The 14,413-nt window shown below is 71.1% G+C and carries 11 protein-coding genes; all 11 read left to right on the top strand.

What is annotated here, in order from left to right; all coding sequences use genetic code 11:
- Positions 1–141 precede the first annotated feature (141 nt).
- The 11 genes from AB0N68_RS05260 (at position 142) to dinB (ending at position 14,374) form a co-directional block, all read left to right on the top strand.
- Complete coding sequence (locus tag AB0N68_RS05260) at positions 142–1,503, top strand: MFS transporter (RefSeq protein ID WP_268777494.1); 1,362 nt, start codon at positions 142–144, stop codon at positions 1,501–1,503.
- Positions 1,504–1,635: 132 nt separating this feature from the next.
- On the top strand, positions 1,636–3,171 hold the full coding sequence (locus tag AB0N68_RS05255; protein WP_187662938.1) for an ABC transporter substrate-binding protein: 1,536 nt from the start codon (positions 1,636–1,638) through the stop codon (positions 3,169–3,171).
- 1 nt (position 3,172) lies between these two features.
- Positions 3,173–4,135, top strand: coding sequence for an ABC transporter permease (locus AB0N68_RS05250; protein WP_292794602.1), 963 nt, complete (start codon positions 3,173–3,175; stop codon positions 4,133–4,135).
- On the top strand, positions 4,128–4,976 hold the full coding sequence (locus AB0N68_RS05245) for an ABC transporter permease (RefSeq protein ID WP_216353864.1): 849 nt from the start codon (positions 4,128–4,130) through the stop codon (positions 4,974–4,976). The genes AB0N68_RS05250 and AB0N68_RS05245 overlap by 8 nt, the downstream gene beginning before the upstream one ends.
- Positions 4,973–6,736 carry a dipeptide ABC transporter ATP-binding protein gene (locus AB0N68_RS05240; RefSeq protein ID WP_187662940.1) on the top strand — a complete coding sequence of 588 codons (1,764 nt, stop codon included), beginning with the start codon at positions 4,973–4,975 and terminating at the stop codon, positions 6,734–6,736. The genes AB0N68_RS05245 and AB0N68_RS05240 overlap by 4 nt, the downstream gene beginning before the upstream one ends.
- Positions 6,733–8,949: a hydrogenase maturation protease gene (locus AB0N68_RS05235; protein ID WP_313366502.1), complete on the top strand. Its 2,217-nt coding sequence runs from the start codon at positions 6,733–6,735 to the stop codon at positions 8,947–8,949. The genes AB0N68_RS05240 and AB0N68_RS05235 overlap by 4 nt, the downstream gene beginning before the upstream one ends.
- Before the next feature lie 34 nt (positions 8,950–8,983).
- Positions 8,984–10,372: a hypothetical protein gene (locus AB0N68_RS05230; protein WP_292796017.1), complete on the top strand. Its 1,389-nt coding sequence runs from the start codon at positions 8,984–8,986 to the stop codon at positions 10,370–10,372.
- 108 nt (positions 10,373–10,480) lie between these two features.
- The gene (locus AB0N68_RS05225; RefSeq protein ID WP_259951777.1) at positions 10,481–11,239 is read left to right on the top strand and encodes an SDR family NAD(P)-dependent oxidoreductase; all 759 of its coding nucleotides are present in this window, start codon (positions 10,481–10,483) and stop codon (positions 11,237–11,239) included.
- On the top strand, positions 11,236–12,312 hold the full coding sequence (locus AB0N68_RS05220; RefSeq protein ID WP_292796011.1) for an enolase C-terminal domain-like protein: 1,077 nt from the start codon (positions 11,236–11,238) through the stop codon (positions 12,310–12,312). Before AB0N68_RS05225 ends, AB0N68_RS05220 begins: the two co-directional genes overlap by 4 nt.
- 1 nt (position 12,313) lies before the next feature.
- Positions 12,314–13,117, top strand: a complete 804-nt coding sequence (locus tag AB0N68_RS05215; RefSeq protein ID WP_292796008.1) for an SDR family NAD(P)-dependent oxidoreductase — start codon at positions 12,314–12,316, stop codon at positions 13,115–13,117.
- 60 nt (positions 13,118–13,177) lie between these two features.
- Positions 13,178–14,374, top strand: coding sequence for a DNA polymerase IV (dinB, locus tag AB0N68_RS05210; protein WP_292796005.1), 1,197 nt, complete (start codon positions 13,178–13,180; stop codon positions 14,372–14,374).
- The last annotated feature ends 39 nt before the right edge of the window (positions 14,375–14,413 follow it).

Raw genomic sequence — 14,413 nt, 5'->3', positions numbered from 1 at the left:
TCTCGATCTCGCGCGGCCCGGTGCTCGTCGAGCGGGGCTCCTTCGCTCGGTCGATGCTATGGCATGAGGGCGGGACTGGACAGGAAGCGCGCGGTGCTAGATGCTATAGCAAAACCCGAAACCGATGACGAAGGAGTTGTCATGTCCGGCAGAGAGACGCTCGCGCAGGCGCGCGCCGCGGAGGACGCGGTGGGAGCCGCCGCCATGAAGAAGGCGATCTGGAGGCTGGGTCCGTTCCTCGGACTGCTCTACCTCGTCGCCTACATCGACCGGAACAACGCGGGCTTCGCGAAGCTGGAGATGACCGCCGCCCTCCAGATCACCGAGGCCGCCTTCGGCTTCGCGGCGGGCATCTTCTTCATCGGCTACCTGTTGTTCGAGGTGCCGAGCAACCTGCTGCTGGAGAAGTTCGGCGCCCGCAAGTGGATCGCGCGCATCATGATCTCGTGGGGCATCGTCGCCGCGCTGACCGCCTTCGTGCAGGACGCGACGCAGTTCGCGATCGCGCGCTTCATCCTCGGGATCGCGGAGGCCGGATTCTTCCCCGGCGTGCTGCTCTACCTCACGCTGTGGTTCCCGCGGCAGTACCGCACGCAGGTGCTCGCCGTCTTCGTGCTCTCGAACCCGATCGCCAACGCGGTCGCCGCGCCGCTGTCCGGCTGGATGCTGGAGCTGCACGGGCTGTGGGGGCTGGACGGCTGGCAGCTCGTGTTCCTGCTGCAGGGCGTTCCCGCCGTGCTCCTCGCGTTCGTCGTGTTCTTCTGGCTCCCCGACCGTCCGCAGGACGCGCGCTGGCTGAACCCCGCCGAGCAGCGCTGGATCACCGACACGCTCGCCGCCGAGACCCAGGCGACCGAGCAGCGGCACGGACGCCTTCGTCTGGGCGAGGTCTTCCGCAACGGGCGCCTGTGGACGCTCATCGTGCTCTTCTTCGGCGTCGTTTTCGGTGCCTACGGCCTGGGGATGTGGCTGCCGACGATCGTGAAGAGCATGGGCGACTTCTCGAACTCGACCACCGGGTGGCTCGTGGCGCTGCCGAACCTGTGCGCCGCCCTCGTGATGCTGCCGTGGGAGCGCGCCGCCCGGAAGCAGGGCAACATCCCGCTGCAGATCGGCATCACGCTCAGCATCACCGCCCTGTCGCTCATCGCGGCGGTCGCGGCGCAGGGCACACCGGTGCTCGCGCTCGCAGCGCTGTGCGTCGGGATGTCGGCGCTCTTCTCGACCACCCCGCTGTTCTGGAGCCTGCCGCCGATGGTGCTCACCGGCACGGCAGCCGCGGCCGGCCTCGCCTTCATCAACTCGGTCGGCAACCTCGCCGGCTTCGCGGGACCCTACGCGATCGGCTGGATCAGCGAGACCACGGGGTCGGCGGTGTGGGGCCTGCTCCTCATCTCGGGGCTCACGCTGCTCGGGGCGACGATCGCCTTCGTGCTCAGCCGCCGCACGGACTTCACGACGGCGCCCGACCTCGCCGTCGAGGCGTCCACCGCCCGGCGATGACCGGTCCGGGTCGGCGGTCGTGACGAGAACGTGACCCCGCCGGCCCGGTTCGCTCTAGACGCCTCTCCGCTTTTGCTACATGCTATAGCGCAACACCCTTACCCGAAGCACCACCCGACCTTGGAGGCACCCATGTCGCGTCGTCGTGTTCGGCTCGGCGGAGCAGCAGTGCTGCTGACCGCCGCGCTCATCACCGCTGGTTGCAGCACCTCATCCACTCCCGACGGCCAGGCGCAGGAGGGCGGCACGCTCACCGTCGCCGCCGCGCAGGGCATCCCACAGCTCAATCCCGCCATCCGCACGTTCGCGTGGGAGGAGGTGCTGTTCCCGCTGCTGTGGAACGGCCTCACCACGACCGACGAGTCCGGCGAGGTCGTCGGCGATCTCGCCGAGAGCTGGGAGGCCTCCGATGACCAGAAGACCTGGACGTTCACCCTCCGCGACGGCGTGACGTTCTCGAACGGTGAGGACTTCACCGCCGACGACGCCGTGGCCGCCTTCGACTACTACCTCGACCCGGAGACGGCGACGCAGGAGAAGAACAAGATCTCGATGGTCACCGACGTCGCCGCGCCGGACGAGAAGACCGTCGTGGTGACGCTGTCCGAGCCCATCGCGACCTTCCCCGCGGGCATCGTCTGGGTGAAGATGATCGACGTCGACGCGCTCGACACGATCGACAAGGAGCCCATCGGCACCGGGCCGTACGTCGTGGACGCCTTCACGCCCGACGACAGCCTCACCCTCGTCCCCAACCCGGAGTACTTCGGCGAGGCGCCGGCGCTCGACGAGATCACGATCGTGAAGGCCGCGGAGTCCACCGCCGCCGTCACCGGCCTCCGCTCCGGCGACATCGACGTGCTGTGGTCGGTGCCGCAGGGGGATGTGGCGGGGCTGGAGGGCGGCGACATCGCCCTGGTGAAGCCCGAGAACCCCAGCCAATGGCCCTCGTGGGAGATCGACACGACGTCGCCGCCGTTCGACGACGTGCGCGCCCGGCAGGCCCTCGCCTACGCGATCGACCGCGAGGCCATCCTCGACGCCGCCTACTACGGCCAGGGCACGGTCTCGCCGACGAACAACGCGCTCGGCGAGGTCAACCCCTGGTTCGGCGGCGAGCTGACCGACTACTCCTATGACCTGGACAAGGCGAAGGAGCTGTTCGCCGAGGCCGGGGTGACCGAGGGCAGCACGCTCACCTGGTGGGGCGTGGCCGGACAGTACCCGGAGTGGAACACGAGCGGCGAGATCCTGCAGGCGAGCCTGAAGGAGATCGGCATCACGCTGAAGATCGACAACAACGACATCGGCACCTGGGTCGACGCGTTCTACCCCGCGGGCAAGAGCTATCCCGGGTACATCGTGCCGAACTTCCAGTCCACCCCGCCCGAGCCGGCCTACTCGCTGAACTTCTACCTGGAGGGGCGGTGCGAGTGCAACTGGGTCGACCCCGACTTCCAGACGGCGTTCGCCGACGCCGTCGCCGAGCCGGACGAGACCGCGCGGGCCGAGAAGTGGGGCACGGTGCAGACCATCATCAACGAGCAGGTGCCGCTCATCGTGCCGCTGCAGTCGACGGTCGTCACCGCCACCAGCACGGCGGTCGACGGTGTGTGGGTCGAGGGCGGCGGACAGCTGCACCTCGAGGGCGCGCAGCTGAAGGGCTGACATGGTCCTCTCCGTCCTCCGGCGGGTGGCGATCAGCATCGCGATGCTGATCGCCACCTCGCTCCTCGTCTTCGTCGTGCTCCGGCTGCTGCCGGGCGACCCCGTCATCACCCGCCTCGGCTCGACGCCGGGCGTGGATGCCGAGACCATCGCCCGGCTCCGGGAGGAGGCCGGCCTCGACGCCCCCGTCATCGAGCAGTACCTGCGGTGGATCGGCGGCGTCTTCACGGGCGACTTCGGCCAGTCCTACTTCAACCAGTACTCGGTGACGGAGCTCATCGCGCAGCGCCTGCCCGCGACGCTGGAGCTCACGCTCATCGGGGTGCTGCTGGCCGTGCTCATCGCCACCCCGGCTGCCGTGTTCGCCTCACTGCGTCCGCTCGGCCTGGTCGACAGGGTGCTCACCGCGATCTCGACCGCGGGCATGGCCCTTCCGCAGTTCCTCATCGGCATCGTGCTCATCGTCGTGTTCGCCGTGCAGCTCAAGGTGCTGCCGGCCCGCGGCTACACGCCGTTCGCGGAGGACCCAGCCGAGAACCTCGTGCGCATGATCCTCCCCGGCCTCACCCTCGCCTTCGCGGCGGCGCCGCTGCTCATGCGCTTCCTCCGGGCCTCGATGGTCGAGGTGCTGGACGCCCCCTACATCCGCACCGCGAAGGGCAAGGGACAGTCGGCGAGTGGCGTGGTGCTCGGCCACGCGCTCCGCAACGCCCTGATCCCCGGACTCACCATGCTCGGCCTGATCGTCGGCTACACCCTGGGCGGCGTGGTGATCGTGGAGTACGTGTTCGGCGTCCCCGGACTCGGCTCGCTCGCGATCGACGCGGTCTTCAAGCGGGACTACGCGGTGCTGCAGTCGGTCGTGCTGCTGATCTCCGCGATGTTCATCCTCACCACGCTCATCGTCGACCTCCTCTACGGGGTGCTCGATCCGCGTCTTCGTGCAAGGAGCAGCCGTGGCTGACACCCTCACCCTCGCGCTGCGCTCCGCGCGTCCCCGCCGACGGGTCGCCGTCGCCTCCTGGATCCCGCTGGGGCTGCTGGCGATCATCGTCCTCGCCTGCGTGCTCGCCCCGCTCCTGGCCCCGTACGACCCCGCGGCCCAGTCGTCCGACCGGTTCGCCGGTCCCTCGGCCGCGCACCTCTTCGGGACCGACGAGCTGGGCCGCGACCTCTTCAGCCGCGTGCTCTACGGCGGCCAGCTCACCGTGTTCATCGCCGGGGGCGCGACGCTCGTGGCCATGGTCCTCGGGATCGCCTGGGGTATGGCGGCGGCGTTCGGACGCGGCTGGGTCGATGAGATCCTCATGCGTCTCGCCGACACGGTCATGGCGATCCCGCAGATCCTGTTCGCGCTCGTCTTCATCTCCGCGTTCGGCGCCGACCCCGTCAAGCTCGCCGTCATCATCGGGGTGCTCCTCACGCCGACCACCGCGCGGCTCGTGCGGTCGTCGGTGCTCAGCGAACTGCAGGAGGACTACTTCACGGCCGCTGTGGCGTTCGGCTCGACCCGGCGCCGTCTGCTATTCGCCGAGGTGCTGCCGAACGCCAAGGGGCCGATCGTCGTGCAGGCGGCCATCAACGCCGCCAACGCGATCCTCCTGGAGGCGTCGATGAGCTTCGTCGGGCTCGGCATCGCGCCGCCCGAGGCCACCTGGGGCACGCTCGTGCAGCAGGGCTACCAGAAGATGTACCAGTCCATCGGGTACGTGCTGTTCCCCGCCCTGTTCATCTTCGTCACCATCTGGCTGCTCAACGTGCTCGCCGACCAGTTCGGCGGCGATCGGAAGGGGAGGGGCCGATGACCGACCTCACGCCCGTCCTGCAGGTGCAGGATCTCACCGTCTCCTACGGCGACGTCATGCCCGTCCAGGGCATCACGTTCGCGGTGCGGCCCGGTGAGCGCATCGGCCTCGTCGGCGAATCCGGCTCCGGCAAGTCGCTCACGGCGCTGTCGATCATGCGGCTGAACGACGGGGCGACCCTCGGCGGCAGCATCCGGCTGCGCGACCGCGAACTGCTCACGCTGAGCCCGCGGGAGATGACCCGCGTGCGCGGAGGCGAGATCGCGATGGTCTATCAGGACCCGATGTCATCGCTGAACCCGGTCCGCACGATCGGGCACCAGCTCGTGGAGGCGATCCGGCTGCACGACCGGGTCTCGGCGGCGGCCGCCCGCGCGCGGGCCGTCGAGCTGCTGACCGAGGTCGGGGTGCCGCTGCCCGAGGAGCGTCTGGGCCAGTACCCGCACGAGTTCTCCGGCGGGATGCGGCAGCGCGTCATGATCGCGATGGCCATGTCCTCCCGGCCCGCCGTGCTCATCGCGGACGAGCCGACCACGGCCCTCGACGTGACGACGCAGTCCCGGATCATCGACCTCCTCGATCGGCTCGCGGAGGACCACGGGACCGCGGTCGTGCTCATCACGCACGACCTCGGCGTCGCCGCCGGGTTCTGCGAGCGCATCCACGTGATGCGGCACGGGCGCGTGGTCGAGGAGGGGCCGGTCGACCGCATCTACACGGCCCCGGAGCATCCGTACACGCAGGCGCTGCTCGGCGCGGTCGTCGACCTCACGGTGGACGTGCAGCAGCCCATCCGCACCGCCGCGGAGGTGCTCGAACGCGGGACGGAGCCGCTCGCCGAGGCCGGGTCGATCAGCGCGGTGGATCGGGCGCGGGAGTCCGGCGACGTGCTGGTGGACGTGCAGGGCGTCTCGAAGGTGTTCACGCTCGGCTCCGGGCGCCGGGTGACCGCGGTCGACGACGTGTCGTTCCAGATCCGGCGCGGCGAGACGGTCGGGCTCGTCGGCGAGTCGGGCTCCGGCAAGTCGACCGTGTCGAAGGCCGTGCTCGCGCTCGGCGGCATCGACGGAGGCACGGTCGTCTTCGACGGGCAGCGCCCGCACGACCTCCGCGGCGAGGAGCTGCGGCGGCTGCGCAAGCGCATGCAGATGGTGTTCCAGGACCCGTTCTCGGCCCTGAACCGGCGGCAGACCGTCGCGCAGATCATCGAGGCGCCGCTGCGCGCCCACGGCATCGGCACCCGGGCCTCCCGCGCCGAGAAGGTGCGCGAGACCATGCACCGCGTGCGTCTGGACGAGGAGTTCGCGCACCGGCTGCCGCGCTCGATGTCCGGCGGGCAGTGCCAGCGCGTGTCCATCGCCCGGTCGCTCGTGCTCGAGCCGGAGTTCCTCGTGCTCGACGAATCGGTGTCGGCGCTCGACGTGTCGATCCAGGCGCAGGTTCTCAATCTGCTGCGGGAGCTGCAGGCGGAGCTCGGCCTCACCTACCTCTTCATCAGCCACGACCTGGCGGTGATCCGGTACATGTCCTCGACGGTCGCCGTGATGCAGCAGGGCCGCATCGTCGAGATCGGGGCGCGCGACGCGCTCTTCGCGAACCCGCAGCACGAGTACACGCGCGGGCTCATGGCGGCGATCCCCATCGCCGACCCGGTCCTCGAGCGCCGACGGCGCGCGGAGGCCGCGGCGCTCTGGCAGGCCCAGGGCGGGCAGACGGGCGCGGTCCCTGCCGCGCTCGCAGGACGAGGAGGACGACGATGACCACCATGGATCAGGAGACGGGGCCCTCGACGGACGCCGCGGGCGCCGGCGCGGCGGTGCGGTCGACCGGCCGCCGCGCGCTCATGGCCGGGCTCGGCGCGGTCGCGCTCGGCACGGCGGGCGTTCTCGCGAGCACCGCACCGGCGCAGGCCGCGCCGGTCGCCGCCGGCGCCAAGGACGTCACGCGAGCGGAGTCCGTCGCCGACCTGGCCCGTCTCCGCGCCCGCGACGGCGAGGTGGCGGTCGTCGCCGGGTACCGGAAGCCCGGCGACGCCGGACTGCTCGTGTACGTGGGCAGCGAGAACGCGAAGACCAAGGTCAACGGCGGCACCGTGATCGCGGGGAAGCACGACACCCGCTGGGTCCTGCAGCACGACGGCACCGTCGACTTCCGGGTCTTCGGCATCACGGGACCGGAGAAGCCGGCCGACGATGCGCTCGCGGCGATGGTGAACGATCCCCGCATCCGCCGGATCGAGGCGAGCACCGACCTCCTGTTCCGGCGCCGGCATCGCTTCACCCGGTCGTACGTCGAGATCGACTTCGGCGGACACGTCATCACGACGGACGGCATCGAGAAGAACACCCACGACAACCCGTTCGGTGCCGTGATGTTCTTCACCGGAGTGCCGAAGGACGTCACGGTCGAGCACGCGCTGGCCGAGGCCTGGCCGGAGTTGACCGACGCGGTCGCCGTGCCGGACGCGTCCCGGTTCCCCGTGGACTCGTGGTGGGCGGTGCAGTGCGACCCCGTCGCCGGAGGAGGGGCTGATGAGCGCGAGCTGCAGCGGTTCGTGCAGGTGACGCAGCAGATCGACGGCACCCACATCCGCATCGACTACCTCAACGGCTGGCCGCTCGACACGGGGCGGAAGCTCATCTGGCGGCAGATGGCACCGGTCGCGGGCGTGCGGATCGCGAACATGCGGTTCCTCGGCGCCGGTCCCTTCGACGGTCCCACCGACGGCTCCTTCCCCGACTCGCGCGAGCTCACCGGCTCCCACCCGATCGCCTTCGAGTACGCGATCCACTGCGACGTCGCCGACGTGCACGCGAGCCGCACCTGGTGGCCCGTCATCATGCGGCGCTGGAACACGCACTTCACCACGGAGCGCTGCTCGGTCGAGAACCCGCCGACGGTGTTCTACGGCGGTGCGGGGTACCTGACGCAGCAGATCTACAGCCTCTACGGCCGGGTGAGCGACTGCACGTCGTCGAACGCCCGGCACCTGAACGACCTCACCGCCAGCGCCTACTGCCTCGTCGAGAACTGCCACGGCGACGGCGACGACCAGGGCGGCAATCCCTTCACCACGCACGGCCAGTACGAGCACGACCTCACCTTCATCGGCAACTCGGGGCTGATGGACATCGCCAACTCGGGCGCGCAGTGGGGCACCGCGGCCAAGCGCATCACGGTGCGCGACCACGTCTGCTCCTGGTTCGTCGCCGGGACGAAGATCAGCGATCTGACGCTGGAGAACGTGCGCGTCATCGGCCGCTCGACCTTCGATCCGCAGGCGACCATGACCATCAACGCCGACGGTGCGCAGGTGCGCGGGTGCACCGCGGGACTTCTGGCGATCGGACAGCGGTCGCAGCGCTCATCGCGGCCGACCGTCATCCAGGACTCCACCTTTGCGCTGCCCAAGGATCAGGTGCTCGTGCAGACCCCGGTCACGGCTCCCGTCCGCTTCGTGGACTGCACGATCACCGGTATCGACGGGGTCAAGGCGCGCGGGTCTGGGCCGGTCGAGTTCGTGGACTGTCGTCTCAGCGGCCCGGCGACCGGCGCCCCGTTCGAGGTCGGCGCATCGAAGGTGACGATCCGCGGCGGATCCGTGCGCGACGTGCGCCTGACCGCGACAGCGGTGCGGGATCAGCTCATCGCTCTGGACGGGGTCGAGCTGTCCACGGAGCGCGCGGACGGGGCTCTGCTCAGCAGGGCCGCAGGCGCCGGCGTCGTCACCTGGCGGGTGAGCGGGGTGACCTCGACGGTGCCGAAGGGCGCTGCCCACCTCGACATCGGCGCGGGCGTCAATCACGCCCGCGTCACCGGCAGCCAGTTCGTCGGCGGACGACTGCGGCTGGCGAACGGTTTCGCCGAGCCGTCGACGCTGCTCTACAGCGACACCGTCGAGCGCGGCGTCGAGACCGCACTGCCGGAGGCCGGACCGCGCGTCGTCATCGCCGACGTGCTGACGAGCGCGTGACGGACGGCATCATGGACATCAGGGAGGACCACGCGTGAACGACACGGCAGCGGCGACGCACCTCGGAGACCGCATCCGCATCCCCCGCACGCAGGCGCGCATCGGCGTCGCCCGGCGCGACATCACGCCGCCCGTCGGCATCCGCGCCAAGAACTGGGGACCGGCCGACTGGGAGCGCTCCGAGGGGGCGCACCGGCCGTTCGAGCTGACCGCGCTCGCCGTGGTCGCCTCGGACGAGCGGCCGCGGGTGCTGCTCGCGGTGGACGGCACGTGGTGGCGCCGGGTCGCCGATGAGCAGGGCGTGCGCGGGGCGATCCTCGACGGTCTGGGCCTCGAGCCCGATCAGCTGATGCTCTCCCTCTCGCACACCCACGCGGGGGCCGTGCTGTGCGCCGCGGACGCGCATCTGCCGGGCGGCGAGCTCATCCCCGGGTACCTGGAGGCGCTGTCCGCCGCGGGAATCGCGGCAGGGCGGGAAGCGCTGGAGACCGCGCGACCGGGACTGATCGAGTGGACCACGGGCACCTGCGCCCTCGCGGCGGAGCGGGAGCTCGACCTCGACGGCCGCGCTCTCGTCGGCTACAACCCTCAGGGCACCGCCGACGACACCGTGACGATCGGCCGGATCAGCATCGACGGGGAGGTGCGGGCGACGCTGGTGAACTACGCCTGCCATCCGACGACCCTGGCCTGGCAGAACCGCGAGGTGTCGCCGGACTACGTCGGCGCGATGCGCGAGGTCGTGGAGGCGGCCACCGGTGCACCGTGCCTGTTCGTGCAGGGAGCCTCGGGCGAGCTGGCCCCGCGGGAGCAGTACACCGGCGACGCCGCGGTGGCCGACCGGCACGGACGTTCGCTCGGGCACGCGGTGCTCGCGGCGCTGGACGGCTTGCCTGTGCCCGGTGAGGAGCTGACGCTGGACGGGGTCGTGGAGTCGGGTGCTCCGCTCGCGATCTGGACCGGGACTCCGGCGGACGGCGGCGAGGAGGCGGCGGGAGTCGTCTCGTCGGTCGAGCTGCCGCTGCGCGACCTGCCCACCCTGGACGAGCTCGCCGAGGAGTGGAAGGACATCGACCCCCGGTCGCGGGAGGAGCGTCTCGGACGGGCCCGGAACCTCCGCGACGGCTACATCGAGGGGCCGACCGTGTCGCATCCGGTGTGGGCCTGGCGGCTCGGTGACGCCGTGATCCTGGGGCATCCGGGCGAGGCGTATTCCCGGCTGCAGACGACACTGCGGGAGCGGTTCCCGGAGACGCCGATCGTGGTCATGAACCTCACGAACGGTCCGGGCTTCGTGTACCTCCCGACCCGCGAGGCCTACGACCGCGGTGCCTATCAGTCCTGGCAGACGCCCCTGGCCCCCGGTGCCCTGGAGCTCCTGGAGGCCCATGCCGTGTCGTTGGTGGCCGGACTGCGGGGGTAGCCCCTTTCGAATCGCCCACTTTGCTCCATATCCGGCCGAAATCGAACCAGTTGCGCGATTCGAACCGGATAGAGTTGCTATAGCAAATCCCCGAGGTAGAGGAGAGACATGACCGCGCGCCCCGTCGCCATCGTCACCGGAGGCTCGGCCGGCATCGGCTGGGAGATCGGACAGCGACTCTCCGCGGACGGCTACCTCGTCGTCGCGACCGACCGAGTCCCCGGGCTCACCGCGGGTGAGAACCCCGCCGAGATCCTGTGGCGGGAGCTCGACGTCACCGACCACGCCGCCGTCGACCGGGTCTTCGGCGAGATCGAGGCGGAGCTCGGGCCCATCGAGGTGCTCGTGAACAACGCCGGGATCCAGCGGCACCGCGGGATCGAAGACCTCACGTGGGATGAGTGGTCCGCGGTCGTCGACGTGAACCTGCACGGGGTGTTCTCCGCGCTCCAAGCTGCAGGGAAGCGGATGCTCGACCGGGGCGAGGGCCGCATCGTCAACATCTCGTCCATCTCCTCGCGAGGCTCCGCGGGGCGGGCGCCGTATGCCACGACCAAGGCCGCCGTCATCGGCCTCACCTCCACGGCCGGAGCGGAGTGGGCGTCGCGGGGCGTGCGCGTCAACGCCGTGGCGCCCGGCTACGTCGACACCGGGGTGTTCCGGCAGGGCGTCGAACAGGGGACGCTGAGTCTCGACACGATCCTGTCCCGCATCCCCGCGAAGCGCCTGGCCGACGCGAGTGAGATCGCCGCGGCCGTGAGCTTCCTCGTGTCGGACCAGTCGCGCTACATGAACGGTCAGACGCTGTACGTCGACGGCGGCTTCATGGTGGACTACGGCGTGCCCCTCGCGAAGAAGCCCGAATGACCACCGTCGCCCGGATCGACACGGCCACGGCGGTGCTCCCCCTTCCGGCACCGCTGCAGCTCGGTGCGATGACGGTCACGCGACGGGAGTATTCCGCGGTGCAGGTGACGGCGGACGACGGCACCACCGGGGTCGCCTACTGCCTGTCGCGCGAGGCCCCGATGGCGGAGATCGTCGAGCGCCTGGTGGCTCCGCACGCGCTGGGGCTCGACGCCGACGACCCGGCGGCCGCGTGGGACCGGATGCTCCGCGGCAGTGCGATCGTCGGACGGGTGGGGCTCGTGCGGCGGGCGATCGGTCTCGTCGACATCGCCCTGTGGGACATCGCGGCCCGTCGTGCCGGCGTGCCGCTGTGGACCCTGCTCGGCACCGGTGACGCCCCGCGGGAGGGGATGCTCGTCGCCGCGTATCCCTCTCCGCAGCGGACGCCGCGGGAGGTCGCCGATGAGGTGCTCGCGCAGGCGGACGGCTGGGCGCAGGTGAAGATCTCCCGCATTCCCGATCCGGCATACATGCGCGAACTGCTCGCGATCCTCGGCGCCGAGCTGCCGTCCGCGACCGGTCTCGTCGTGGACGTGGGCTTCGGCTGGCCCGATGCGGAGGCTGCAGTGGCGGAGGTCGCGCAGTGGGGCGACCCGCGCCTGGCCTGGCTGGAGGACCCGCTGCTCCCCGAGGACGCGGCCGGCGTGGCCCGGATCCGCCGGGAGACCGGATTGCCGGTGGCGGTGGGCGACGAGGTGACGGACCCCGCCGTGCTCCGGGCTCTCGTGGAGGTCGGCGAGGTCGATGCCCTCCGCCTCGACGTCGTCGCGATCGGCGGCATCACGCCCGCCAGGGAACTCATCTCCTGGGCGGCAGAGCGCGGCGTCCCGGTGTCCGGACACGTGTACCCCGAGGTCACGGCGCACCTCGGCATCCAGGTGGAGACCTTCGCCCGCGGGGTGAACCCCTACGACCCCGCGCCCTCGTTCGTGACGGGCGGTCCGGAGTTCGCCGGGACCGTGACGCCGCCTGCAGCTCCCGGGCTCGGCTTCGGCCTCGATCCTGCCGTCTTCCGATTCGAGAGGGACTGACATGACACCTTCCCCGCGTAGCGTCGTGGTGACCGGCAGCGGCAAGGGCATCGGGCGCGCGGTCGCCGAGCGGCTCACCGCCGACGGCTGGATCGTGGTCGGGCTCGAACGCTCGCCCGGCTCCGGCACCGTCGAGGACGGCATCGTCGCCGAGGTGGTGCTCGGCGACGCCTCCGACCGCACGGCTCATCAGCAGGCGGCCGCCGCGGCGCGCGCCAGGGCTCCGCTGGCCGGCTGGGTCAACAACGCCGGCATCACGAAGCGCACGCCGCTGCACGAGCTCGACGAGACGGTCGTGCGCGAGATCGTCGACATCAACGGCTTCGGCTACCTCTGGGGCTGCTCGACGGCCGTGTCCGCGTTCCTCGATCAGGGCGTGGCGGGCGCGATCGTGAACATCGGGTCGATCCACGGTCGATCGAGCTTCGTGGACCACGCGGCCTACGAGTTCACGAAGGGTGGCATCGACGCCCTGAGCCGCAGCGTCGCGGTGACATATGGCGGAGTGGGCATACGGGCGAACACCGTCGCGCCGGGCGGCGTGCGCACTCCGCATCTGGAGGCACAGATCGCCAGGGCCGCCGACCCCGAGGCGGAGGAGCGGCTGCTCGCGGAGGGCCCGCCGATGGGACGCATCGCCCGCGCGGAGGAGGTCGCCGCGGTGACGGCGTTCCTCCTCTCCGACGAGGCCCCCTACCTCTCCGGCCAGTCCATCGCCGTCGACGGAGCCTGGACCGCGTCGTTCGGGGACATCGCGCTCGACCCCGCGCTGCGGGAGCGGTTCAAGGCGCCGCCGGCTTCCTGAGCGCGCCCACGCCGATGTCCCCGGTCCGTGCGACGATCCGCTCGTCGACGGGAGAACGGGATGCGCGGGGAAGCGACGGTTCTGCACGCCGATCTCGATGCGTTCTACGCCTCGGTCGAGCAGCGTGATGCGCCGGAGCTCCGCGGGCGCCCGGTGATCGTCGGCGGCGGGGTCGTGCTGGCCGCGAGCTATGAGGCGAAGGCACGCGGCGTCCGCACGGCGATGGGCGGACGGCGGGCACGAGAGCTGTGCCCCGACGCCGTCGTCGTGCCGCCGCGGATGGAGGCCTACTCCGCCGCCAGCAAGGACGTCTTCCGCATCTTCCGCGACACCACCCCGCTCGTGGAGGGTCTCTCGATCGACGAGGCGTTCCTCGAGGTCGGCGGTCTGCGTCGCATCGCCGGCACTCCCGAGGCCATCGCCGTCCGGCTGCGGGAGCGGGTGCGCGCCGAGGCGGGCCTGGCCATCTCGGTCGGCGTCGCCCGCACGAAGTTCCTCGCCAAGGTCGCGAGTGCGGTCAGCAAGCCCGACGGACTCCTCATCGTCGAGCCCGACCGGGAGGAGGAGTTCCTGCTGCCGCTTCCCGTCGAGCGGCTGTGGGGCGTCGGCGCCGTGACGGCGGAGAAGCTGCACCGGTACGGCATCCGCACGGTCGGCGAGCTCGCGGAGCTCGAGGCCGCGACGGCGGAGCGGATGCTCGGGAAGGCGACCGGAGCGCACGTCCATGCTCTCGCCCGCCTGCGGGATCCGCGCCCCGTGGACACGACGCGGCGCCGCGGGTCGATCGGGTCGCAGCGCGCGCTCGGGACCCGTCCCCGGTCGGCCGACGAGCTCGACGTCATCCTCACCCAGATCGTCGACCGGCTCGCGCGGCGTCTCCGCGACGGCGGCCGCGTGTGCCGGACGGTCGTGCTGCGGCTGCGCTTCGGCGACTTCACGAAGGCCACCCGCTCGCGGTCGCTTCGGGCGCCGACCGACCGCACCGCCCTGCTGCTCGCCGTCGCCCGCACGCTCCTCGCCGCGGCGCAGCCCGAGATCAGCGGTCGCGGGCTCACCCTGCTCGGCCTCTCGTTCACCCAGCTCGATGCCGCGGACAGCGTCCCGCCCGAGCTGCCGATCGACTGGGGCGACGAGTCCCGCCTCGATACCGTGCTCGACACGCTCCGTGACCGCTACGGCTCCGCCTCGGTCTCCCGCGCCGCCCACCTCGGCCGCGACCCCGGTTGGTCGTCCCCGGTGCTTCCGGAGCACCACTGACCCTCTTTCGAATCGCCTGAATGGTCCCATTTCGACCGG

This window comes from Microbacterium meiriae (genome assembly GCF_040685015.1).
In the GTDB taxonomy this organism is placed as follows: Bacteria; Actinomycetota; Actinomycetes; order Actinomycetales; family Microbacteriaceae; genus Microbacterium; species Microbacterium meiriae.
This window is presented reverse-complemented; position numbering and strand designations above follow the sequence as displayed.

Excerpts from the sequence above, each read along its gene's own strand:
- AB0N68_RS05260 (WP_268777494.1), top strand. The coding sequence starts at position 142 with ATGTCCGGCAGAGAGACGCTCGCGCAGGCGCGCGCCGCGGAGGACGCG.
- AB0N68_RS05255 (WP_187662938.1), top strand. The coding sequence starts at position 1,636 with ATGTCGCGTCGTCGTGTTCGGCTCGGCGGAGCAGCAGTGCTGCTGACC.
- AB0N68_RS05250 (WP_292794602.1), top strand. The coding sequence starts at position 3,173 with ATGGTCCTCTCCGTCCTCCGGCGGGTGGCGATCAGCATCGCGATGCTG.
- AB0N68_RS05240 (WP_187662940.1), top strand. The coding sequence starts at position 4,973 with ATGACCGACCTCACGCCCGTCCTGCAGGTGCAGGATCTCACCGTCTCC.
- AB0N68_RS05235 (WP_313366502.1), top strand. The coding sequence starts at position 6,733 with ATGACCACCATGGATCAGGAGACGGGGCCCTCGACGGACGCCGCGGGC.
- AB0N68_RS05225 (WP_259951777.1), top strand. The coding sequence starts at position 10,481 with ATGACCGCGCGCCCCGTCGCCATCGTCACCGGAGGCTCGGCCGGCATC.
- AB0N68_RS05220 (WP_292796011.1), top strand. The coding sequence starts at position 11,236 with ATGACCACCGTCGCCCGGATCGACACGGCCACGGCGGTGCTCCCCCTT.
- AB0N68_RS05215 (WP_292796008.1), top strand. The coding sequence starts at position 12,314 with ATGACACCTTCCCCGCGTAGCGTCGTGGTGACCGGCAGCGGCAAGGGC.
- dinB (WP_292796005.1), top strand. The coding sequence starts at position 13,178 with ATGCGCGGGGAAGCGACGGTTCTGCACGCCGATCTCGATGCGTTCTAC.